The 21,574-nt window shown below is 53.7% G+C and carries 18 protein-coding genes and 1 other annotated feature; of the genes, 17 read left to right on the top strand and 1 reads right to left on the bottom strand.

Translation table 11 applies throughout. The features are described from left to right. The first annotated feature begins 1 nt into the window (after position 1). The 8 genes from cmk to dprA all read left to right on the top strand — a co-directional run bounded on the left by cmk (position 2) and on the right by dprA (position 9,014). Positions 2 to 655: a (d)CMP kinase gene (gene cmk / locus V3C63_RS00555; protein WP_329885873.1), complete on the top strand. Its 654-nt coding sequence runs from the start codon at positions 2 to 4 to the stop codon at positions 653 to 655. Next, entirely contained in the window at positions 655 to 1,233 is a 579-nt protein-coding gene (locus V3C63_RS00550) for a lysophospholipid acyltransferase family protein (RefSeq protein ID WP_329885872.1), read from the top strand. The genes cmk and V3C63_RS00550 overlap by 1 nt, the downstream gene beginning before the upstream one ends. Before the next feature lie 101 nt (positions 1,234 to 1,334). Then, positions 1,335 to 3,512, top strand: a complete 2,178-nt coding sequence (locus V3C63_RS00545) for a bifunctional 4-hydroxy-3-methylbut-2-enyl diphosphate reductase/30S ribosomal protein S1 (protein WP_329885871.1) — start codon at positions 1,335 to 1,337, stop codon at positions 3,510 to 3,512. A gap of 162 nt (positions 3,513 to 3,674) precedes the next feature. Then, the gene (locus V3C63_RS00540) at positions 3,675 to 4,292 is read left to right on the top strand and encodes a cytidylate kinase-like family protein (RefSeq protein ID WP_329885870.1); all 618 of its coding nucleotides are present in this window, start codon (positions 3,675 to 3,677) and stop codon (positions 4,290 to 4,292) included. Beyond that, positions 4,285 to 4,812, top strand: coding sequence for a DUF2798 domain-containing protein (locus V3C63_RS00535; RefSeq protein ID WP_329885869.1), 528 nt, complete (start codon positions 4,285 to 4,287; stop codon positions 4,810 to 4,812). Before V3C63_RS00540 ends, V3C63_RS00535 begins: the two co-directional genes overlap by 8 nt. A 123-nt stretch (positions 4,813 to 4,935) precedes the next feature. Continuing rightward, on the top strand, positions 4,936 to 6,360 hold the full coding sequence (locus tag V3C63_RS00530) for an amidophosphoribosyltransferase (protein ID WP_329885868.1): 1,425 nt from the start codon (positions 4,936 to 4,938) through the stop codon (positions 6,358 to 6,360). 20 nt (positions 6,361 to 6,380) lie between these two features. Next, positions 6,381 to 7,895 (top strand): YifB family Mg chelatase-like AAA ATPase, encoded by a 1,515-nt coding sequence (locus V3C63_RS00525; RefSeq protein ID WP_329885867.1) that lies wholly within the window; start codon positions 6,381 to 6,383, stop codon positions 7,893 to 7,895. Positions 7,896 to 7,904: 9 nt separating this feature from the next. Next, entirely contained in the window at positions 7,905 to 9,014 is a 1,110-nt protein-coding gene (dprA, locus tag V3C63_RS00520; protein WP_329885866.1) for a DNA-processing protein DprA, read from the top strand. A 65-nt stretch (positions 9,015 to 9,079) separates the two neighbouring features. Here the strand turns inward: dprA and coaBC are convergent, their stop codons facing one another. Beyond that, on the bottom strand, positions 9,080 to 10,267 hold the full coding sequence (gene coaBC / locus V3C63_RS00515; RefSeq protein ID WP_329885865.1) for a bifunctional phosphopantothenoylcysteine decarboxylase/phosphopantothenate--cysteine ligase CoaBC: 1,188 nt from the start codon (positions 10,265 to 10,267) through the stop codon (positions 9,080 to 9,082). 179 nt (positions 10,268 to 10,446) lie between these two features. Here coaBC and V3C63_RS00510 point away from each other — a divergent pair, with 179 nt between their 5' ends. The 9 genes from V3C63_RS00510 (at position 10,447) to leuB (ending at position 21,549) form a co-directional block, all read left to right on the top strand. Further along, complete coding sequence (locus V3C63_RS00510) at positions 10,447 to 11,130, top strand: M48 family metallopeptidase (RefSeq protein WP_329885864.1); 684 nt, start codon at positions 10,447 to 10,449, stop codon at positions 11,128 to 11,130. 270 nt (positions 11,131 to 11,400) lie between these two features. Then, positions 11,401 to 12,978, top strand: coding sequence for a phosphoenolpyruvate carboxykinase (ATP) (pckA, locus tag V3C63_RS00505; RefSeq protein ID WP_329885863.1), 1,578 nt, complete (start codon positions 11,401 to 11,403; stop codon positions 12,976 to 12,978). A 208-nt stretch (positions 12,979 to 13,186) separates the two neighbouring features. Continuing rightward, positions 13,187 to 13,624 (top strand): MarR family winged helix-turn-helix transcriptional regulator, encoded by a 438-nt coding sequence (locus V3C63_RS00500; RefSeq protein ID WP_329885862.1) that lies wholly within the window; start codon positions 13,187 to 13,189, stop codon positions 13,622 to 13,624. Then, entirely contained in the window at positions 13,624 to 16,014 is a 2,391-nt protein-coding gene (lon, locus tag V3C63_RS00495; RefSeq protein ID WP_329885861.1) for an endopeptidase La, read from the top strand. Before V3C63_RS00500 ends, lon begins: the two co-directional genes overlap by 1 nt. 70 nt (positions 16,015 to 16,084) lie before the next feature. Then, on the top strand, positions 16,085 to 16,579 hold the full coding sequence (locus V3C63_RS00490) for a nucleoside deaminase (protein WP_329885860.1): 495 nt from the start codon (positions 16,085 to 16,087) through the stop codon (positions 16,577 to 16,579). Between the two features lie 103 nt (positions 16,580 to 16,682). Further along, positions 16,683 to 16,946, top strand: a binding site (T-box leader). Between the two features lie 46 nt (positions 16,947 to 16,992). Further along, the gene (gene cimA, locus V3C63_RS00485) at positions 16,993 to 18,585 is read left to right on the top strand and encodes a citramalate synthase (RefSeq protein WP_329885859.1); all 1,593 of its coding nucleotides are present in this window, start codon (positions 16,993 to 16,995) and stop codon (positions 18,583 to 18,585) included. 99 nt (positions 18,586 to 18,684) lie between these two features. After that, positions 18,685 to 19,947: a 3-isopropylmalate dehydratase large subunit gene (gene leuC, locus V3C63_RS00480; RefSeq protein ID WP_329885858.1), complete on the top strand. Its 1,263-nt coding sequence runs from the start codon at positions 18,685 to 18,687 to the stop codon at positions 19,945 to 19,947. Positions 19,948 to 19,965: 18 nt separating this feature from the next. After that, complete coding sequence (gene leuD / locus V3C63_RS00475) at positions 19,966 to 20,457, top strand: 3-isopropylmalate dehydratase small subunit (RefSeq protein WP_329885857.1); 492 nt, start codon at positions 19,966 to 19,968, stop codon at positions 20,455 to 20,457. Positions 20,458 to 20,484: 27 nt separating this feature from the next. Beyond that, positions 20,485 to 21,549: a 3-isopropylmalate dehydrogenase gene (gene leuB / locus V3C63_RS00470; RefSeq protein WP_483434122.1), complete on the top strand. Its 1,065-nt coding sequence runs from the start codon at positions 20,485 to 20,487 to the stop codon at positions 21,547 to 21,549. Positions 21,550 to 21,574 lie beyond the last annotated feature (25 nt).

Below are 21,574 nucleotides of genomic sequence, written 5' to 3'. Positions count from 1 at the left end.
CATGCAAATAGCCATTGACGGGCCGGCGGGGGCCGGCAAAAGCACCATTGCGAAGATGGTGGCAGCGCAGCTGAACATTGTGTATTTGGATACCGGTGCGATGTATCGCGCCATTACCTACGCGGCATTGAGCCATCGGCTTGATTTTGACGATACGGCGGCGGTGGCGGCGTTGACCGAGACGGCGGTTATTCGTTTTGAAGGCCAGCAAGTTTTTTTAAACGGCGAAGACGTGACCACGGCGATTCGGGACCCCGAAGTAAGCCGTTTCACCTCGAAGGTGGCGGCGATTCCCGAAGTGCGCGCGCTTTTGGTGGCTCAGCAGCAAAAAATCGCCGGAGATACCGACGTGATCATGGACGGCCGGGATATTGGGTCGGTGGTATTGCCTGAAGCCGATTATAAGTTTTATCTGGACGCCACCGTGGAAGAGCGTGCTAAACGCCGTTTCGACGAATTAAAGGAAAAAAGTCAGCTGGGCGACAAAACGTTGGCGGCCATTGAAGTGGACATCGCGCAGCGAGACTATAACGATGCCCATCGGGAGGTCGGTCCTCTTGTCTGCTGCGACGACGCCGTCCGGATAGACACGACCGGGTTGGATATTCCCGACGTGTGCGCGACGATTTTAAAAGCTATCGGGGAGGATTGTTGATGATTTACCGGATTGCGCATTGGCTTTTTCGTCTGGTCAATTGGTGCTGGATCAATGTGAGCGTTGAGGGGCGGGAGAACATCCCGAAGAGCGGGCGTGCCGTGGTGTGCGCCAACCATACGTATTGGTACGACCCGCTGCTGATCGATACCGTTTTTCCGATTCGCCGCCCGATTCACTGGATGGCCAAAAAAGAAATTTTTTCCGGCCGCTTTGTGAGCTGGATTTTAACCAAAGTGCACGTTTTCCCGGTGGACCGCCATCACGTTTCGGTGGAGACGCTCAAGACCACGCTGGGGTATTTGCGCAACGACGAGCAAATCGGAATCTTTCCGGAGGGCACCCGCGTCAAGCAAGGGCAGAAGGTCAAACCGGCTGACGGTTTTATCGTCTTCGCCCAGAAGACCCGCGCGCCGATTTTGCCGATCCACATTACCGGCGAATACAAATGGCGCGGAAAAGTGAAGGTGACGATCGGAGAACCCATTTGGCTCAGCGAATATTATGACAAAAAAATGCGTTCGGAGGAAAGTGAAGCGGTCGGTGAACATATCATGGCGCAGATTTATTCGCTTTGAATATTTTTTGTTTTTCAGAAAAAAAGAAATAAAAAAATGTAATTTTTTTAAAAAATGATAGACAATTATTTGGTTTTCAAATACAATAATGGAGATAGTGTATGAAGGTTATCGTCGCAGATAAAGCAGGTTATTGCTTTGGGATTACCAATGCGATGGCACTGGCGGATGACACCCTGAAAAATGCCGCGCATCAGCCGATTTACTGTTTGGGGGATATTTCCCATAACCGCCAGGAAATGGAACGGCTCGAACAGATGGGCATTATCAAGGTGGATGCCATTGAGGAAATCCCGTCGGGAACCGTGATTATTCGCTCTCACGGCGTCAGCAAGGCTGTGATGGATCAGGCTGAAGCGAAGGACCTGACCATTGTCGATGCGACCTGTCCTTTTGTTCGCGCGATGCAGCAAAGGGTCAGCGACTATGATGCCAAAGGATATCGGGTTGTCATCGTGGGCAACGCGGATCACCCAGAGGTGATCGGGGCGACCGGCTGGTGTGACAAACAACCGGCCATCGTGGTCAATACGGTTGAAGAGGCCGCTGCGATTCCCCGAACGGCAAAACTTTGTGTAGTGGCACAGACGACAGCTATCAAAGATAGATTTAACGCCATCACAAAGGTTCTCAAGGAAAGAACCGATGAATGTGTGATATTTAACACGATTTGTTCGGCGACTGCGGAAAGACAAGCCGCTGCGGTTGAAACGGCCAAACGTGTGGAATATATGATTGTTGTGGGCGGTTATCATTCCTCGAACACGCAAAAACTGTATGAGGTGTGCAAAGCGCAATGCAGCGATACATGCCATATAGAGACAGCCGGAGAATTAAATCTCGATGAGATCAAACACTGCGATAGGGTCGGAATCACAGCGGGAGCATCCACGCCGGACTGGATCGTTAAGGAGGTAACGGAAAGAATGGAAGAAAACAAAACGGAAAACATGCAGGTTCAGGAAACAGCAGAAATGACAGACGAAGCATTTGATTTCGCGGCTGCTATTGATGAATCCTTCAAGCCGATTCACAGAGGGTCAGCGGTTGAGGGGGAAGTCATTGAAGTCAACGATGATGAAATTATCCTGAACATTGGATATAAAGCAGATGGTGTGATCAAGCGCAATGACTACACTTGGAAAAACGACGTCGCTCTGACCGACGAAGTGAAGGCCGGGGACAAGATCAATGCGATCGTAACCGATTTGCACGATGACAACGGCGCGGTCAGACTGTCAAAAATCAAATTCGACAATCAAAAGACCCAGCGTCGTTTGGAAGAAGCCTACAAAAACGAAGAAATCCTCGAAGGGACCGTCAAGAGCGTTTCCGGCAGCGGTCTCATCGTCGATATCGGTTTTACCGATATCTTCATGCCAGCTTCTCAGTATCATGTGCGTTATATCAAGGATCTCAACACGCTGGTAGGCAAAGAAGTCCGCGGGAAAATCATCGACTATAATGCAAGACGCCGCCGCGCGATCTTCTCTCAGCGGGTGATCCTCGAAAAAGAGTACAAAGAACGTCAGAAGGTGCAGCGCGAGCAGAAAGAAAAACGTTACGCCGAAATCAATTTGGATGATGTCCTCAAAGGGACGGTTAAGACCATCACGAATTTCGGGGTCTTTATTGACCTTGACGGGATTGATGGTTTCGTTCACCGTTCGGATTTGACCTGGGCCCGTGCCAACGAACCGAAGGACTTGCTTGAAAAGGGCCAGGAAATCGAAGCCAAAGTTATCCAGAAGAACGACGAAGAAAAGAAGATCAAGCTCAGCGTGAAAGCGCTGCAGCCAAAACCGTGGGATACCTTTGTCGAACAGTACAAAGAAGGTGATGAAGTCGAAGTCAAGATCACCAATGTTTTGGACTTCGGCGCTTTTGCCGAAATCATCCCGGGTGTTGAAGGCTTGATTCACATTTCCGAAATCAGCTATCGCCGCGTCGAATCCGTTGCGTCCGAGCTGACGCCGGGTGACACCGTTAAAGTTAAGATCATCGGCATCAACCGCGAAAAAGAAAAGATCAGCCTGAGCATCAAAGCGACCCTCGAAGCGCCGGAACGTCCGCAGAGACATCAGCGCCGAGAAGGCGGCAACGGCGGCCGTCGCGCAAACGGCGGAGGGGCGGCCGGCGGGCGCAGACCGCGCAGACGTCAGCCGCAGCACGACACCACGGTGTACGAAGATAGTGCCAATTTCACCTTGGGCGATTCCTTTGGCGATCTCTTCGGCCAGCTGGATTTCGGAGATGATGCCGGCGAAGACGAAGAATAAGTCGACGCGCATTTAAAAGAGGCCGTTTCGGCGGCTTCTTTTTTATGAGACGGCGCGCAACCACACAGATATCATAAAACGAGGACAATAAATGTCGTCCATCCATTGTCAGACGGATGGACCGCTTTATTGTTCTTTTTTGTTGTTTAAAAGGAGGCTTCAATGATTATCACCATCAGCAGAGAAACCGGAAGCGGCGGGCATACGATCGGTCAGATGCTGGCAAAGCGATTGGGCTATGATTTTTACGACAAGGAAATCGTGGCCGATGTGGCCGGGCAGATGCACCTGGACGAGGAAATGATTCTGGAAAACGACGAATACATGTCAGATCAGACGTTTATCGATATGGCGAGCGGCTTCATTCCTTTTTCGCGAAAATCGCGCATTCCCTTTGATGAAATCAAGGCGAAGCAGGATCAATTGATCCAAAAAATTGCGGCAAAAGGCAACAGTGTAATCGTCGGGAGGGGAGCGGATTACGTTTTAAAAGATTTTCCCGACACCTTTCATGTGTTTATTCATGCCAATATGCCCCATCGCATCGCCCGGGTGCAAAGGCACGAGGGCATCGGCGATCAGGAGGCCCGCATCCGCAGGGAACTCAAGGTAAAAGATCACTCCCGAGGTCTGTTTTATCAGTATTTTACAGGGCAGACCTGGGGGACGGTTCAAAACTATCACCTTTCGATCGACACCAGCATTTTCAGCAAGACCCAGGCGACGGCACTGATTGTGGACGCGATTGAAAAGAGCAAGCGAGGGGAAAAACATGCCTAAAACACGAGGAGAATCTGTCTTTTTTACGGCCATCACTGCGTGGATGATGGTTTACGGGATGACCGTTTATAACTTGGTGTTAGGCCGCGGAGATTTTACCAACGCCACTTTTTTGTTGGCTTTAAAAAATATGTGGCTGGAATACGTCGTTATTTTTCTGCTGGCGTATTTTGTGTCGTCCCACATTGCCAAACATTTGGCTTTTCGCGTGGTTCAGCCAGGAGACCGGCCGATCTTCATCATTTTAGCCATTCAGATTTTCACCGTGGTGGCTCAGGTGGCTTTTGCCAGCGTCATCGGGGTGATGCACGCCGGCGGCATCAATATAAAATTTTTACCGAATTATTTGATGGCGTACTGCAAAAATTTTGCCATGGCGATGCCGCTTCAGCTGCTCCTTGTCGGCCCGCTGGCCCGGATGATTTTCAGAAAGCTTTTCGTCAAAGGTGAAAAACATCCGGGAACCGGCGCCATTCAGGAGGAAGATGCCCAAATTGCCTCCAAAACTATGCTCGGCTGACGCGCTTTGGCGCTGTAAAATGGGCCGCGCTCTGCTCTGATTTATTTTATTTCGGGTCTGTTCAGTGACAGAGGATATGCGCTATAATAAAAGAAAATAACTGAATCAGAGCAGGAGGCAATTATGGGAGGTTTGTTTGGCGTCGCGTCGAAACGCGATTGTGTGGCGGATCTGTTTTTTGGAACGGATTACCATTCGCATTTGGGGACCAGCCGGGGCGGACTCGTGGTTTGCGAGGACGGTCATTTCTCAAAGGCCATTCACAATATTGAAAATGCCCCTTTTCGCACTAAATTCAGCGGCGATGTGCGTCATATGAAAGGGTTATTGGGCATCGGCAGCATTAGTGACGGCTCGCCGCAACCCCTGATTGTGCGGGCGCATTTCGGCAATTTCGTGCTGGGCACCGTCGGCCGCGTCAATAACAGCCGGGAAATTCTTAAAAGGGTGCTCAACGAGAACCGCGGGCAGCTTATGGAAATGAGCCGCGGCCGGGTGAATGAAACGGAGCTGGTAGCGACGATCATTTCCTCCTGTGATACGCTGATCGACGGCATGAAAGCGGCGCTGGCACAAATCGACGGATCGCTGACGATGCTCGTGATGACCACGGAAGGGATTTATGCGGCGCGGGACCGCTATGGCCGGACGTCACTCACCATCGGAAAAAACGGCGACGGCTATGCGGTGTCGATGGAAAATTTTGCCTACCAAAATCTGGACTATCAGGATGCCTACGAATTGGGCCCCAATGAAATTGTGTTGATTAAGCCCGATGGGTATGAAACCATTGAAAATCCCGGCAAAACGATGAAAATTTGCACCTTCCTCTGGACTTATTACGGTTATCCGCCGGCCAATTACGCGGGGAAGAATGTTGAAGCGGTGCGCTACCGCTGCGGAGCGGCGCTGGCCAGGCACGACGCGGGGCTCGAGGTCGACTGTGTCAGCGGGGTGCCGGATTCGGGGATTGCCCACGCGTTGGGCTATGCGAATGCTTCAGGCCTGCCCTATGCCCGGCCGCTCATCAAATACACGCCGACCTGGCCGCGCAGTTTTATGCCGCCAACCCAAAGCATGCGCCAGATAATTGCCAACATGAAGCTCATCAGCATCCCGAGTCTGATTAAAGACAAGCGGCTGCTTTTGGTGGATGACTCCATCGTCCGCGGGACCCAAACCAAAAAGATGGCGGATTATCTGTTTGAAGCCAGCGCGAAGGAAGTGCATATTCGCTCCGCCTGTCCGCCGATCATGTACGGTTGCAAATATTTGAACTTTTCCCGCTCGACTTCGGAATACGATCTGATTGCGCGGCGGGTGGTGCGTGAAATCGAAGGGGAACACGATGAAGAACGGCTCCCGGCTTATATTGACCATCAAACGGACGAACACCGGGAAATGGTGTCGCGGATCTGCGAGTATTCGCGATTTACCTCCCTGGGGTATCATGAGCTCGAGGATATGATCGACGCGGTGGGGATCGAGCGCTGCAAATTGTGCACCTATTGCTGGGACGGCAAAGAAGAGATGGCTGAAAAAGATTGATCGGATCGAGGGAGGCACATATGCTGGCGCAAATTAAAAGCTGCGGCCTTTTAGGCGTGGAAGGTATTTTGGTGACGGTGGAAGTCGACATCAACAACGGGCTGCCGGGATACGCAGTGGTGGGACTGCCGGATGCCGGCATCAAGGAATCCAAGGAGCGCGTGTTCTCGGCGCTCAAAAATTCCGGGCTGCGCTATCCGCTAAAGCGCATCACCGTGAATCTGGCACCGGCCGATCTGCGAAAAGAAGGTCCGGCCTACGATCTGCCGATCGCATTGGGGCTTTTGGTCGCGTCGGAACAGGTGCGTGCGGATTTGAACGATACCGTCGTGTTTGGGGAATTGTCACTTAACGGCGACATCAAACCCGTCAACGGGGTGCTGCCGATGGTGCTGGCGGCCAAGGCCAAAGGCGTGAAAAAAGTGATACTGCCGGCGTGCAATAAAACCGAAGGGGCTGTGGTGGATGGGATGACCATTTTGCCGGCGAATAACATTGCGGAGGTGGTTGCCCATTTGACGGGCGAAGTCCCGATTGCTCCCTTTGCCATCGCGCCGGAGACGCTGCTTGCCCCGGACCGGCCGAGGGGGCACGTGGACTTTTCAGAAATCAAGGGGCAGGACAACGCCAAGCGTGCGCTGGAAATTGCGGCGGCAGGCGCTCACAATGTGCTGATGTCCGGTCCGCCGGGATCGGGCAAGAGCATGCTGGCCAAGGCCTTCCCGTCGATTCTGCCGGACTTGACACTGGATGAAGCCTTGGAAATCACCAAAATTTATTCGATTTCCGGTCTGCTGACGGACAATATCATGACGGAGCGGCCTTTTCGCGCGCCTCATCACACGATATCAAACGTCTCGCTCATCGGCGGCGGCAAAATTCCCAAGCCGGGAGAGGTCTCCCTGGCCCATCTGGGCGTGCTTTTTCTGGACGAGCTGCCCGAATTTCAGAAAAGCGCACTGGAAGTGCTGCGCCAGCCCATCGAGGATCACCGGGTGACGATTTCCCGGGTGAACGCCACGTTGACCTATCCGGCGTCTTTCATGCTCATCGCCAGCATGAATCCTTGCCCCTGCGGTTATTACGGCGATCCGACCCACAACTGCCGCTGCACGGCCAACGAGATCCGCAAGTATCAGGGGCGGATTTCCGGGCCGATGCTCGACCGCATGGACATCCGCGTGGAGGTGCCGGCGGCGGATATCAAAGAATTGGCCAGCCGGGAACGGGGGGAGGCGTCGGCAGCGATCCGCGAGCGGGTGAATCGCGCCCGGGCCATTCAAAACGAGCGTTTTGCCGGCGAGCCGGGTCTCTATTTTAATGCGCAGCTGGAGCCGCGGCATATCGAGCGCTATTGCGAATTGGATATCCAGGGGCGCAGCTTTATGGAGATGACCTATCGCAAGCTGAAGCTTTCGGGGCGGGGCTATCACCGGATCTTAAAACTCGCGCGCACCATTGCCGATCTTGACGGGGCTGAGGCCATCGGCCTGCTCCATTTGTCCGAGGCGGTGGCTTATCGCCCGGCGCAATAGGAGGGTGCGATGACAGAATACACACGCTTATATGATTTGTGGCTGGCCAGCATCACCGATTTGTCCAATAAAAAAAAGAACAGCCTGCTGGCGGTGCTGACTTCGACGGAGCGCATTTATCACGCGGATGCGGCGGAGCTTCGGGCGACGGGCATGCTGCGAGCTAAGGATATCGAGAAAATTACGGGTCGGCGGGATTTGGCACCGGCAGAGAAGGCCCGGGCATTGATGGCGCGCCGCGGCATCGTCTATATCAGCCGGGAGGATCCGCGTTATCCCGAGCGGCTGCGACAGATTTACGATCCGCCGGTGGGATTTTTCGCGATGGGCAATGAAGCCCTCCTGGCAAGCGAGGCAACGCTAGCCATGGTGGGGTCGCGAAATGCGACCTCGGGTGCCGAGCGCACGGCCCGGGATTTTGCCCGGGCCTTTTCGGAAGCCGGCATCACCGTGGTTTCGGGGCTGGCTGACGGTATCGACGCCGCCAGTGCTGAGGGCGCGCTTTCGGGGATCGGTTCGACCATTGCCGTGCTGGGCACGGGCATCGACCGCTGCTACCCGGCGAGCAACCGCGCGCTTTACGACCGGGTGGCGGCTGAAGGGCTTTTGGTCTCGGAGTATTTTCTGGATGAGCCGCCGCTCAAAGGGCATTTTCCCCAGCGCAACCGCATTATCAGCGGGCTGAGCGACGGCATTTTGGTGGTGGAGGCCCGGGAGAAAAGCGGCGCCTTGATCACGGCGTCCCACGGGCTTGAGCAGGGTAAAAATGTGTATGCGATTCCCCAGGATATCCACCGTCGGCAAAGCGTCGGCGGCAATCAATTGCTCAAAGACGGGGCGAAGGTTGTGACGGAACCCGGCGATGTGCTGGAGGACTACGGCCCGATGCAGCCGGCAGCCGAAACACCGTCGGTCGATGCTGAAGCGCCGGCTGCGGCATTGTCGCCGGAGGAAGCGGCTTTGTATCACTGGCTGCAAAAGGGGATTCTGACGGTCGACGCGCTGGTGCAGGTGAGCGGGGAGCCCATCCAGCAGATCAATGCGCTGTTGATGATGCTGGAACTCAAAGGAGCCGTTGCGGTGGACTACGGACAAATTACGCTTTTGGCGGCGCCATAAAATCAACCATTAAAAAAGATCGTCTGTCAAAAGAAATGACAGGCGATCTTTTTGCGACATCAGTCCTACTTTAAAATGAAGGATAAAATCGCATGAGCTACCTCGTCCTTGGACATCAGCGGCAGCGCTTCTTCCTGATTCCGGGTGATCAGGGTGACCACATTGGTGTTGCCGCTGAAGCCTGCGCCTTCGACCCGCAGGTTGTTGGCGACGATCATATCCAAATTTTTTTGGGCCAGTTTTTTGCGGCTGTTGGCAACGAGATCCCGGGTTTCCATCGAGAAACCGCAGATAAACTGGTTAGGTTTTTTCTGTGCGCCGAGGGTGCCGATGATATCACGGGTGCGCCTTAAGGGGATGGCGAAGTCGCCGTTCTTTTTTTTGATTTTATCGTTCGCCGTTTGGACGGGCGTGTAGTCGGCGACGGCCGCCGCTTTGATGACGATGTCCTGCACCGGGAAACGGGAGACGACAGCGTCGTACATTTCCTCGGCGGAAACGACGGGAATGGTGTCGACAAAAGGAACTGCCGGCAGATGGGTCGGGCCGGAGACGAGGGTGACCTCGGCCCCGCGGAGCATGGCCGCCCGGGCCAGGGCGTAACCCATTTTTCCGCTGGAATGGTTGGAGATGTAGCGCACCGGATCGATGGCTTCACAGGTTGGCCCTGCGGTGATTAGGATTTTTTTATCGGTCAGATCCCGGGGGCAGGCGATATGGGGATAAATAAAATCCAGCAGGGTTTCAGGATGGGGCAATTTGCCGGCGCCGACATCTTTGCAGGCCAGAACGCCGGAATCCGGATCAATCACCGTCCAGCCGTCCCGGCGCAGCTGTTCAATATTGCGCTGCACGACCGGGTTGGTATACATTGCGGTGTTCATCGCCGGCGCGATGAGCTTGGGGCAGGTACAGGCCAAGGTGGTGGTGGTCAGCATATCGTCGGCCAGGCCGTGGGCCAGTTTGGCGATGACGTTGGCTGTGGCCGGCGCGATCAGCAGCACATCAGCCTGCTTGGCAAGGGATACATGGGCCACGTTGTAGTTGACGGTTTTGTCGAAGGTATCGGTGATGCAATTGTGTCCGGTGAGGGTGGCAAAGGTCAGCGGAGTGATAATTTCTGTGGCGTTGGGCGTCATGATCGTGTGCACAGCACAATGCTGCTTGGCCAGCGCCGAGGCGACGTCGGCCATTTTATAAGCGGCAATGCTGGCAGAAATGCCCAGAATCACCGTTTTGTTTTTTAAATTCATAGGTGCCTTTCTTGCGATCCGGCTGCGTAACAGCGTGAATTGGTTGAAGTATAACAAAAATGGACGTTATCGACAAGCAATGCGGTCCGGATCGCAAAAATTTGTCAGAAGAAAGATGCAGTTGTGGTAAAATAGTCAAAAATGCGTCAGTCGGACGGCGACACAGAAAGGGGACCATCGTGGATTATCATTTAATACGCTCGCAACGTAAAACGCTTGCGCTTAAAGTCATTGAAGACGGCAGTCTGGAAGCGCGGGCGCCGCTGGACATGCCCGTTTCCGAAATCGACCGTTTTATTCGCAAAAAGAGTGCTTGGATTCAGAGCCGGCAAAAGGCACAGCTGCAAAAAACGCAATTCCAGGTAACTGATCACATGTGGTTGCGGCTTTTGGGGGTATCGATTCCCGTGCTGGCAGTGCCGGACGGGACGTTTGCGCTGCGGCGAGCCGTCAACCCCCGGGATAACCTTGTCACGGTGCCGACCGGCTGTGACGAGGCGACGCTCAAACGGGGCATTGTCGGCGTGTACCGAACCTTCGCCGAAGAGGTGATTCGTCAGCGGGTGGCCTGGTTTGAAATGGTGATCGACAACCATCCGGCGCAGGTGCGCATCAACGGCGCATCGACGCGATGGGGCTCCTGCTCATCAAAGGGGCGGCTTAACTTTTCATGGAAACTCATTATGGCCGATGGCGAGGCCATTGACGCTGTAGTGATTCATGAGCTTTGCCATCTGAGCCATATGAACCATTCCCAGGCATTTTGGAAGATGGTGCATCGCTACTGTCCGGATTACGCGCATCAAAAGAAAAAGTTGACACAACTCTCGGAAAAATTGGCGTCAGAAGATTGGAAATTGTAATGGTTTTTCCAGAAGATTGATAAAATTTTATCGGGAATGACAGGCAAATCGTTGCATTATTAGTCATCTTCGGGTATAATTTTTACATGTATTTTGAAAGTTTTCATCTGTTTAGCTGCATTATCCGATTGAATAATCGAAATAATAAAGCAAATATTTGAAAAAACATGAAAATGATGTGTTCTGCGCGTGAAGAGGAATGAATAATGATGCAGAACATCACAAAACCGAATTAAAAGGTTTTCAAAATGAGGCAAAAGGAGAAAACACATGTACGAATTGGATCTGTCGTATTTGGGACTCAACGGGAAAAAAGCGTTAACCAATGCAGAAGCACCGACTCTTACGGCGAAGGCCCTTGAAAAAGGCGAAGGCGTGCTTTCAAATACAGGTGCCATTGTGGTGAACACGGGGAAATACACCGGCCGTTCTCCCAAGGACCGCTTCATCGTCGACGACGAGGTTAGTCGCGATAAGGTGGCCTGGGGCAATATCAACATGCCCTTTGACGAAGCCAAATTTGAAGCGCTTTATCAGAAAATGATCGCGTATGTCGGCCAAAAAGACGAACTTTATGTGTTTAACGGCTATGCCGGAGCCGACACAGATTATCAGCTACCGATCCGCGTGATCAATGAATATGCCAGTCAGAATTTGTTTGCCCGCGATCTTTTCATCGATCCGGCAGACGACGCCGAGGCCCGGGCGATTGTTCCGCAGTTCACCGTGATTGCCATGCCGGGCTATCAGTGTGATCCGGCTGTGGACGGCACCAACAGCGAAGCCTGCATTATTTTGAGTTTCAAGAAAAAGACGATACTCATCGCCGGCTCCCGCTACTGCGGTGAAATTAAAAAATCTATTTTCTCGGTGATGAATTTTCTGCTGCCGCAGCGCGATGTGTTCACCATGCATTGCTCGGCCAACATGGATGACGACGGCAGGACGGCGCTGTTTTTCGGTCTGTCCGGTACCGGCAAGACCACCCTTTCTGCGGATCCTTCCCGCGGTCTCATCGGCGATGACGAACACGGCTGGAGCGATAACGGAATCTTTAATTTCGAAGGCGGCTGCTTTGCCAAATGCATCGATTTAACCGAAGAAAGAGAGCCGGAAATTTACCGGGCGATCAAATTCGGATCGGTGGTTGAAAATGTCGTTCTTGACGAAAACGGGGTGCCGGATTATGCAGACAGCCGTTACACGGAAAACACCCGTGTCGGCTATCAGCTAGACTACATTCCCAATGCGGTGATTCCCAGCGTCGGCGGCCATCCGAGCACGGTGATCTTTTTGACGGCAGATGCCTTTGGGGTACTGCCGCCGGTTGCCAAACTCAATAAATATCAGGCGATGTATCATTTTGTTTCTGGCTACACCAGCAAGCTTGCCGGAACGGAACGCGGTATCACCGAACCGACGACCACCTTCAGCACCTGCTTTGGCGAACCCTTTCTGCCGCTGCCGGCTTCCCGCTATGCAGAGCTGCTTGGCCAGCGTATCGACCAGTACAATTGCAACGTCTATCTGGTGAATACGGGCTGGTCCGGCGGTCCTTACGGCGTCGGCAGCCGCATCGAACTGAAATATACCCGGGCGATTGTGTCCGCGGCGACGGCCGGTCTGCTCGAAGATGTGCCGATGGTTCACGACGATATCTTTAATGTCGAAGTGCCGGTGAGTTGTCCCGGCGTGCCGGACGAGGTGATGATGCCCCGCAACACCTGGGCCGATAAAGATGCCTATGACAAAACGGCGAAAGATTTGGCGCAGCACTTCGTCGAAAATTTCAAGAAATATACCAATATGTCGGAAGCAATTATCGCGGCCGGCCCGTTAGGCGAGTAAACAATTACAAATTTTTCAGCCGATCTCTTTGGAGGTCGGCTTTTTACATTTATATAAAAGATGAAGAATGGCGGAGAGCATTTCACAATGTGCTGGCAAAAAAACACGGCAGATCGTAAAAATCAGCGGCACTTGCTTGACATTATCAAGTGGGGACGGTATACTCTTTTAAAATTAGGTAAAACCAAACTAATTAATGGAGTGCTTTATGACCTGTAACAAACAGAGGCTGATTGAAGCGACGGTGCAGATTGCCGAACTCGGCGACGCCTGCAGCGAGCATGTCAAGGCATGCTGCTGTGAGGATGCGCTGACAGCGCGGCAGATGGCCTGCCTGCGGGTGCTGGATACAAATAAAAACGTCACCTTCAGTGATTTGGCCATGCGCTTTGGGTTGTCCAAACCGACTGTCACGGAGCTCATCGGCAAACTGATAGACAGCGGCTGTGTGGTAAAAGAAAAATCTCGCGAAGATCGCCGCGTTTATTATATCCGGCTCACAGACAAAGGCAAAACGATTGCCCGGGTGAAGCTGCGGGCACAGATGCGGCTCGTCGAGCAGATTGAATCGCAATTAAACGAAATAGAAATTGAAACGCTGATCACATTGATTCACAAAATTGTCAGCGACGACAGGAGGCAATAATGGCATTAGACAATCAACTTCCACTGATCGCACCGGTGATCCCCATCACGGAGACGGTGATTTTTCCGGGCATCAAAAATCGCATTTACGTGACGGAAACCGTCGGCAGAAATATTCAAAAATATATCGGCGAAGCCAATTCCCTGGCGGTGGGCGTTTCCACAAAAGAAGATGCGGCGCTGGACGATATGAACGACGCCTCCTTTTACCGCGTCGGCGTCTTGCTGCGCTTTGACCGCATCGAAGAGGCCAGCAATGGTTTTGTGATCGACGTGTTTACCCTGCGGCGGGTGGACATCATTCATATCGACAACACCGATGAGCAACTGACGGCAGAATACGCCGAGCATCCCGACTGGGAAGACCTGAGCGAAGCCGACAACGCGGAAATGACGACCTATATTAAGTCGCTGGTGGAGCAGCTGGCGGCGAACTTTAAAGGCGCCGACTATTTTCTGAAGGTGATGATGACTCTGACCACCGTGGAGCAGCTGATGGGCTATGTGGTGCCGATGATGAATTTGTCCATCGCGGAAAAGCAGGCCCTGCTCGAAATCAATTCCCAGAAGAAGCGGGCTTTGAAGTTCATCGATTATCTGATTAAGGAAAAGGATTCGGTGCACCTGAAACTGGAAATCAGCAAGAAATACGCCCGGGAAAAGGATAAAAATTACCGGGAAGCCATGTTGCGGGAACAGCTCAAAAATATCGAGGCGGAATTGGGGGAAGACGACGTTGATGACAGCGATGATTATCGCCGGCGCATCGAGGATTCCGATATGCCCGAGGCCGTACGCAAGGTCGCGCTGAAGGAGTTGAAGAAGCTGGACAACACGCCCCAGGGCTCTTCCGAAGTGGCGATTATTATGAATTATCTGGACTTGCTGCTCGAGATGCCGTGGACCTGCGAAGCCACCCATATCGACATCGAAGAAGCGCGCAAAATTTTAGACGCCAACCACTACGGGATTGAGGATGTGAAAGACCGCATCATTGAGCATCTGGCCGTGATGGAAATGAAGCAGGACCGTCAGGGGACTATCCTGCTTTTGGTGGGCCCTCCGGGCACCGGCAAAACGAGCCTGGGCAGATCCATCGCCGAGGCCCTCGGGCGCGAATATGTGCGCGCGAGTTTGGGCGGCGTTCGGGACGAATCCGAGATCCGCGGCCATCGCCGGACTTATATCGGCGCGCTGCCGGGGCGCATCGTGAAAGGCATTCGCGACGCGGGCACGATGAATCCGGTGTTTGTGCTGGATGAGATCGACAAGCTGGGCGCTTCAATTCAGGGGGATCCATCGGCAGCACTGCTCGAGGTGCTCGATCCGGAACAGAACAATACCTTTTCGGATCACTATCTGGAAGTACCCTACGACTTGTCTAACGTGTTCTTTATTGCGACGGCCAACGACGCCAACTGGATTCCCGGAGCGCTTTTGGACCGCGCCGAGATGATCGAGCTTTCGTCCTATACCAACAACGAGAAGCGCCATATCGCGGAAGAGCATTTGCTACCCAAAATTCTGAAAGAAAACGGCCTGACGGCGGAGCAGCTCAAGGTGGACCGCGAAGCGATTGACAAAATTGTCGCGGATTATACGGCGGAAGCCGGGGTGCGCGGGCTCACCAAAGAACTGGATAAGATCGCGCGCAAAACCGCGACGCAAATCGTTGGCCGCAAAGCCGACAAAGTTCACGTGAGCGTCGATAATCTGGAAGCTTATTTGGGGCATAAAAAGCGCTTTCACGAAAAAGCGAATGAGCACAACGCTCCCGGCGTGGTGACCGGCATGGCTTGGACGGCCGTTGGCGGGGAGATTCTCTTTACCGAGGCGACCTTTATGCTGGGGAACGGCCGATTGATTATGACGGGGCAGCTGGGCGACGTGATGAAGGAGAGCGCGACCATCGCCATGAGCCTGCTGCGCTCGCGGATCGGGAAAGAAGGCTCCGATTTTGAATTCGACAAATACGACACGCATATTCATGTGCCGGCCGGTGCCACGCCCAAGGACGGGCCCAGCGCCGGCGTGACGCTGATGACGGCGCTGGCATCGCTGATCCTCGGCAGATCGGTGGATGCCAAGCTCTCGATGACCGGCGAAATCACGCTCTCCGGTCAGGTGCTGCCGGTCGGCGGCATTAAGGAGAAGGTGATGGCGGCGCAGCGCAGCGGCATCGAGCGCATCATTTTGCCGAAAGAAAACGAGCAGGATCTCGAGGATGTTCCCGAGGAAGTGACCGATCAGCTGCAGTTTTATTTTGCTGAGACCATCGACGATGTGCTGAAGATCGCTTTGGATATTGAGCTGCCGACTTATGCGATTCGCTTTGATCATGTGCTTAACAGCGCGAAAGAGGCAGAGTCGGATCTCTCCGTGATTCTATAGGCGGCGGCACGGCGAAGAGAAAAAGACCGGGATGTTTTTTGATGTGCCGGCTTTTTTGCGGAGATCTTAGATGGATGCTAAAAGAGAAACTTTTTTAAAGGCCGGGCAGCCGACGATGCAGGATTGGATGCGGCTCGCGCTGGATGAGGGGCGACAGGCGCTGGCAGCGGGGGAGTTTCCCGTTGGAGCAGTTGTGGTGTGCGGCGACCAAGTGGTCGCGGCAGATCACAACCGCAAGGAAACGCTGCAGGATCCGACGGCCCATGCAGAGCTGCTGGCGATTCGTGCGGCGGCTCGGAAGCTGGGACGCTGGCGCCTCGACGACTGCACGCTTTATGTAACGGCGGAGCCGTGCCCCATGTGCATGGGGGCGATCATTCAGGCGCGCCTGGCCAAGCTGGTTTACGGAGCGGCGGAAAAACGCTTTGGCGCGGTGGAGACCACGGCCGATTTGGGCAGGCATCCGATGCTTGCCAACGCGATGGAAATTTACGCCGGCATATGCGAAAATGATTGCATTAAATTGATGAAACAATGTTTTTACAATCGCAATCAGAGAAGATGATTGTAATTTTTTGAAATAATGTATAAATTTGAATTATTTCAAATCAACTGAAAAAGCAGTTGACAAAATGCATGAAAGTGCTATACTGTATCCAATATCAAATAACAATGCGATGGGCGAGAGAAAAACATCACAAGTTTTTTAAAGAGAGTTGCCGGTGGGTGCGATGGCAATAAAAAATGGATGCGCAATAATCACTCGTGAGCAGCCGACCCCAAATGGAACGAAAGTAGGGAAGGCCGAGAACTTCCATTCCGGCGTTAACGGATTAGGGTTAAGAGCATGGCTCCGACCTGAAGTGGATATGTGGTTACTCATATCAAGAAGAGTGGTACCGCGGGATAAATGTGTTTACTCCGTCTCTTTATATCAAACGATATAAAGAGACGTTTTTTAATTGTAAGGAGCAGGATATGGCAAAGATCACAACCTTTGATTCCACCTTGCGGGATGGGGCCCAGGCTGAGGGCATTTCCTTTTCCGTTGAGGACAAACTGAATATTTTAAAAACGCTGGACAAGCTGGGGATTGATATTATTGAAGCGGGCAATCCGGGATCCAATCCCAAGGACATTGCCTTTTTTGAGGAACTGAAGACCGTCGAGCTGTGTCACGCGGCGCTTTGTGCTTTCGGTTCGACCCGGCGGCCGGGAATTTCCCCGGAGGACGACGCCAATCTGCTGGCCATTCTTGAAGCAGGCACCAAATACGCGGCGATTTTTGGAAAGGCATCTTCTTTTCATGTGGAGGAAATTATCGGAACGACCCTCGAAGAGAATCTGGCAATGGTGGAAGACAGCTGCCGCTTTTTAACCGATCAGGGTGTGAAGGTCATCTTTGACGCAGAACATTTTTTCGACGGTTATAAACTCAATGCCGAATATGCGCTGGCGGTGCTTCAGGCCGCGGAACGCGGCGGAGCGGTATCGCTTTCCCTGTGCGACACCAACGGCGGTTCTCTGCCGGCGGAAATAGTGGCGGTCATCCGAGAGCTGCAAAAGACGATAACGGCAGAGATCGCCATTCACGCCCACAATGATATCGGCGTGGGCGTGGCCAACTCGATGGCGGCGGTCGAAGCCGGCGCGACCCAGGTTCAGGGGACGTTTTTGGGCTACGGCGAGCGCTGCGGCAACGCCAACCTATCGACCATCATCGCGAATCTGCAGCTGAAGATGGGCTACGACTGCATTGAAGCCGACGGCATCCAAAATCTGACGAGCGCGGCCATTAAAATTGCGGAAATTTCCAATTTTGCCCTCAGCGGCAAAGAGCCCTACATCGGCAAGAGCGCCTTTGCTCACAAGGGCGGCATGCACATCGACGCGGTGATGAAGGCGCCGAGCTCGTTCGAGCACATCCCGCCGGAAACGGTGGGCAACAGCCGGCGCATTCTGATGTCGGAGGTTTCCGGCCGGGGAACGATCATCCAGATGATCAACGAGGTGGATCCAACCATCGACAAGCATTCGGAGGCCACCACCCGGGTGATGGACCGCATCAAGGCGCTCGAATACGAAGGCTATCAATTTGAAGGGGCCGAAAGCTCAATCCGGCTTTTGATCCGCAAGGAACTCGGCAAGTTCAAGCCCTTTTTCGAAATTGAAGACTTTAAAACCATTGGCGAAAAGCCGGTGGCCGGCCGGGCGATCTCCGCTTCGGCGGTCGTCAAACTTTCGGTGGATGGCGAGGAAGCCATCAACGCGGCGGAGGGCGACGGCCCGGTTAACGCGCTGGACAAGGCGCTGCGCAAAACCCTCGAGACCTTTTATCCCAGCATTCGCGATTTGCGCCTGACGGATTTTAAGGTACGCGTGATCGACCAGGGGGCGACGGCCTCCAAGGTGCGCGTGCTGATCGAAAGCACCGACGGTCAGGATATTTGGAGCAATGTTGGCGTCTCGACTGACGTGATCGAGGCCAGTTTGATCGCACTCATCGACTCTGTCGAATACAAGCTGCTCTCGGACATGGAGCGTCGGGTGCGCGAATACCATCTGGTATAAACAGCGCCTTTAAGCTCATTTGAAAGCTTTTGGGATAGGCTGTAGGCCGTCAAAAAAGCATCTTAATATTTTAAGTATCAAGCAAGAAGGAGAAAAATCATGGGAATGACGATGACGCAGAAGATCCTGGCGGCACACGCAGGCGTAGATTCCGTGAAGGCGGGCGATTTGATTATGGCGAATTTAGACCTGGTGCTGGGCAACGACATCACCTCTCCGGTGGCCATCAATGTATTTAAGAATCTCGATACCGATCAGGTGTTCAATAAGGAAAAGGTTGCGCTGGTGCCGGACCATTTCGCACCGAATAAAGACATCAAAGCGGCCGAACAATGCAAGAAAGTCCGGGAGTTCGCCAGCGGACAAAAGATCTCCAACTATTTTGAAGTGGGAGAGATGGGCGTGGAGCATGCCCTGTTGCCGGAAAAAGGTCTGGTAGTCGGCGGCGATCTGGTGATCGGCGCGGATTCGCACACCTGCACCTACGGGGCGCTGGGAGCCTTTTCCACCGGGGTCGGCTCCACGGATATGGCCGTGGGCATGGCAACCGGCAAGGCCTGGTTTAAAGTGCCGAGCGCCTTGAAGTTTAACTTGACGGGAAGTTTTAAGCCTAATGTCTCCGGGAAGGATCTGATTCTCCACATCATCGGGATGATCGGCGTCGACGGCGCGCTTTATCAATCGATGGAATTCGCTGGCCCCGGCGTGGCCAGCCTGACCATGGATGACCGCTTCACCATTGCTAACATGGCCATTGAAGCCGGCGGCAAGAACGGCATCTTCCCGGTGGACGAACAGACCATCGCCTATATCAAAGAACATTCTACCAAGCCCTACACGGTTTACGAAGCGGATGCCGACGCAGCATACGACGAAGTGTTTGATATTGATTTGTCGGCACTCAAGTCGACGGTGGCTTTCCCGCATTTGCCGGAAAACACGAAGACCGTTGACGCCATTGAAGCGCCGGTGGCCATTCATCAGGTCGTGATCGGCTCCTGCACCAACGGCCGCTTCTCTGATTTCGAAAAGGCCGACAAAATCTTAAAGGGCCGCAAGGTGGCCGACGGGGTGCGGGTGCTCATCATCCCGGCAACGCCGAAGATTTGGGAACAATGCATGGACGCCGGCTTCTTTAAAGACTTTGTGGCGGCAGGCTGTGCCATCAGCACCCCGACTTGCGGTCCCTGTCTCGGCGGGCACATGGGGATCCTCGCGGCGGGCGAACGCTGCGTTTCCACCACCAACCGCAACTTTGTCGGCCGGATGGGCCATGTCGATTCGGAAGTTTATCTGGCCAGCCCGGAAACGGCAGCCGCATCTGCCGTTCTCGGTCGTATCGCTACTCCCGATGAATTATAAGAAAGGAATTGCTTCCCGATGAATGCTAAAGGAAAAGTTTTTCGCTATGGCGATAACGTCGATACGGATGTTATCATTCCGGCACGCTATTTAAATACCTCGGATCCGCTGGAACTGGCCGAACATTGCATGGAAGATATCGATAAGGATTTTGTGAACAACGTTCACAAGGGAGATATTATCGTCGCCGACGATAACTTCGGCTGCGGCTCCTCCAGAGAACACGCGCCGATCGCCATTAAAGCATCCGGCGTTTCCTGTGTGATTGCCAACAGCTTTGCCCGCATTTTCTACCGCAATGCGATCAATATCGGCCTGCCGATTCTCGAAAGCCCGGAAGCGGTCGCCGCGATCGAAGCGGGTGATACCGTCGAAGTCAATTTCGACTCGGGCAAGATCACCGATGTGACGAAGGATCAGAGTTTTCAGGGTCAGCCCTTCCCGCCGTTTATGCAAGAACTCATCGCGGCCGGCGGCCTGGTGAACTACGTCAACGCGAACATGCTTTAAGGTTTAAACAAAGGATTAAAGGAGCGCATCATGAATTACAAAATCGCAGTGATCAAAGGGGACGGCATCGGTCCGGAAATTGTCGGCGCGAGCCAGAAGGTGCTGGACGAAATCGGCAGGAAGTACGGTCATCGGTTTGACTATACCGAGGTGCTCGCCGGCGGCATCGCCATTGACGAAACCGGTTCGCCCTTGCCCCAGGAAACCGTGGACGTGTGCAAGGCGTCTGACGCGGTGCTCCTCGGCGCCATGGGCGGCCCGAAATGGGATGATCTGCCGGGGGACAAGCGGCCGGAGGCCGGGCTGCTTGGCATCCGCAAGGCGCTGGGACTTTATGCCAATTTGCGCCCGGCGATGCTCTTTGACGAGCTGCGGGATGCGTCGCCGCTCAAGCCGGAAATCATCGGCGACGGGCTCGACGTGTTGGTCGTCCGAGAACTCACCGGCGACGTGTATTTCGGCGAAAAGCATCGCGAAGGGGATGACTTCGCCTCCGACCTGATGAACTATTCTCGGCCGGAAGTGGAACGCATCGCGAAGATCGGGTTTGAATCCGCGATGAAGCGCGGCAAAAAGCTGACCTGCGTCGACAAGGCCAATGTCCTCGAAACCTCGAGGCTCTGGCGCAAGATCGTGAAAGAAGTGGCCAAGGATTATCCCGAAGTCGAAGTCGATTATCTTTATGTCGATAACGCGGCCATGCAGCTGGTGATCAATCCTTGGCAGTTCGACGTCATTTTGACGGGCAATCTCTTCGGCGATATTCTCTCCGACGAATCTTCCACCATCACCGGCTCCATCGGCATGCTGCCGTCGGCGTCCCTGGGCGAAAACAATTTCGGGATGTACGAACCGATTCACGGCTCGGCGCCGGATATCGCCGGTGAAGACAAGGCCAACCCCATCGCGACGGTCCTTTCCGTTGCCATGATGCTGCGCTACACCCTGGGCCTTGAGGCAGAAGCGAAAAACATCGAAGGCGCTGTGGAAAAGACCTTGCAACAAGGCTGGCGTACCGGCGATATTGCCACGGCCGGCGAAAAGGTGATCGGCTGCCGGGAAATGGGCCGGCATATTATCGAAAATCTCTGAAGATTAAAAACTGAGCGCGTCAAAA

The organism is Pseudoramibacter faecis (assembly GCF_036289405.1).
In the GTDB taxonomy this organism is placed as follows: domain Bacteria; phylum Bacillota; class Clostridia; order Eubacteriales; family Eubacteriaceae; genus Pseudoramibacter; species Pseudoramibacter faecis.
Note: the sequence above shows the minus strand (reverse complement) of the source record. Positions and strands in the feature narration are given on the sequence as shown.

Excerpts from the sequence above, each read along its gene's own strand:
- dprA (WP_329885866.1), top strand. The coding sequence starts at position 7,905 with ATGACAGAATACACACGCTTATATGATTTGTGGCTGGCCAGCATCACC.
- V3C63_RS00545 (WP_329885871.1), top strand. The coding sequence starts at position 1,335 with ATGAAGGTTATCGTCGCAGATAAAGCAGGTTATTGCTTTGGGATTACC.
- lon (WP_329885861.1), top strand. The coding sequence starts at position 13,624 with ATGGCATTAGACAATCAACTTCCACTGATCGCACCGGTGATCCCCATC.
- coaBC (WP_329885865.1), bottom strand. The coding sequence starts at position 10,267 with ATGAATTTAAAAAACAAAACGGTGATTCTGGGCATTTCTGCCAGCATT.
- V3C63_RS00490 (WP_329885860.1), top strand. The coding sequence starts at position 16,085 with ATGGATGCTAAAAGAGAAACTTTTTTAAAGGCCGGGCAGCCGACGATG.
- V3C63_RS00550 (WP_329885872.1), top strand. The coding sequence starts at position 655 with ATGATTTACCGGATTGCGCATTGGCTTTTTCGTCTGGTCAATTGGTGC.
- leuC (WP_329885858.1), top strand. The coding sequence starts at position 18,685 with ATGGGAATGACGATGACGCAGAAGATCCTGGCGGCACACGCAGGCGTA.
- pckA (WP_329885863.1), top strand. The coding sequence starts at position 11,401 with ATGTACGAATTGGATCTGTCGTATTTGGGACTCAACGGGAAAAAAGCG.
- cimA (WP_329885859.1), top strand. The coding sequence starts at position 16,993 with ATGGCAAAGATCACAACCTTTGATTCCACCTTGCGGGATGGGGCCCAG.
- V3C63_RS00535 (WP_329885869.1), top strand. The coding sequence starts at position 4,285 with ATGCCTAAAACACGAGGAGAATCTGTCTTTTTTACGGCCATCACTGCG.
- V3C63_RS00530 (WP_329885868.1), top strand. The coding sequence starts at position 4,936 with ATGGGAGGTTTGTTTGGCGTCGCGTCGAAACGCGATTGTGTGGCGGAT.
- cmk (WP_329885873.1), top strand. The coding sequence starts at position 2 with ATGCAAATAGCCATTGACGGGCCGGCGGGGGCCGGCAAAAGCACCATT.
- V3C63_RS00500 (WP_329885862.1), top strand. The coding sequence starts at position 13,187 with ATGACCTGTAACAAACAGAGGCTGATTGAAGCGACGGTGCAGATTGCC.
- V3C63_RS00540 (WP_329885870.1), top strand. The coding sequence starts at position 3,675 with ATGATTATCACCATCAGCAGAGAAACCGGAAGCGGCGGGCATACGATC.
- leuD (WP_329885857.1), top strand. The coding sequence starts at position 19,966 with ATGAATGCTAAAGGAAAAGTTTTTCGCTATGGCGATAACGTCGATACG.
- V3C63_RS00525 (WP_329885867.1), top strand. The coding sequence starts at position 6,381 with ATGCTGGCGCAAATTAAAAGCTGCGGCCTTTTAGGCGTGGAAGGTATT.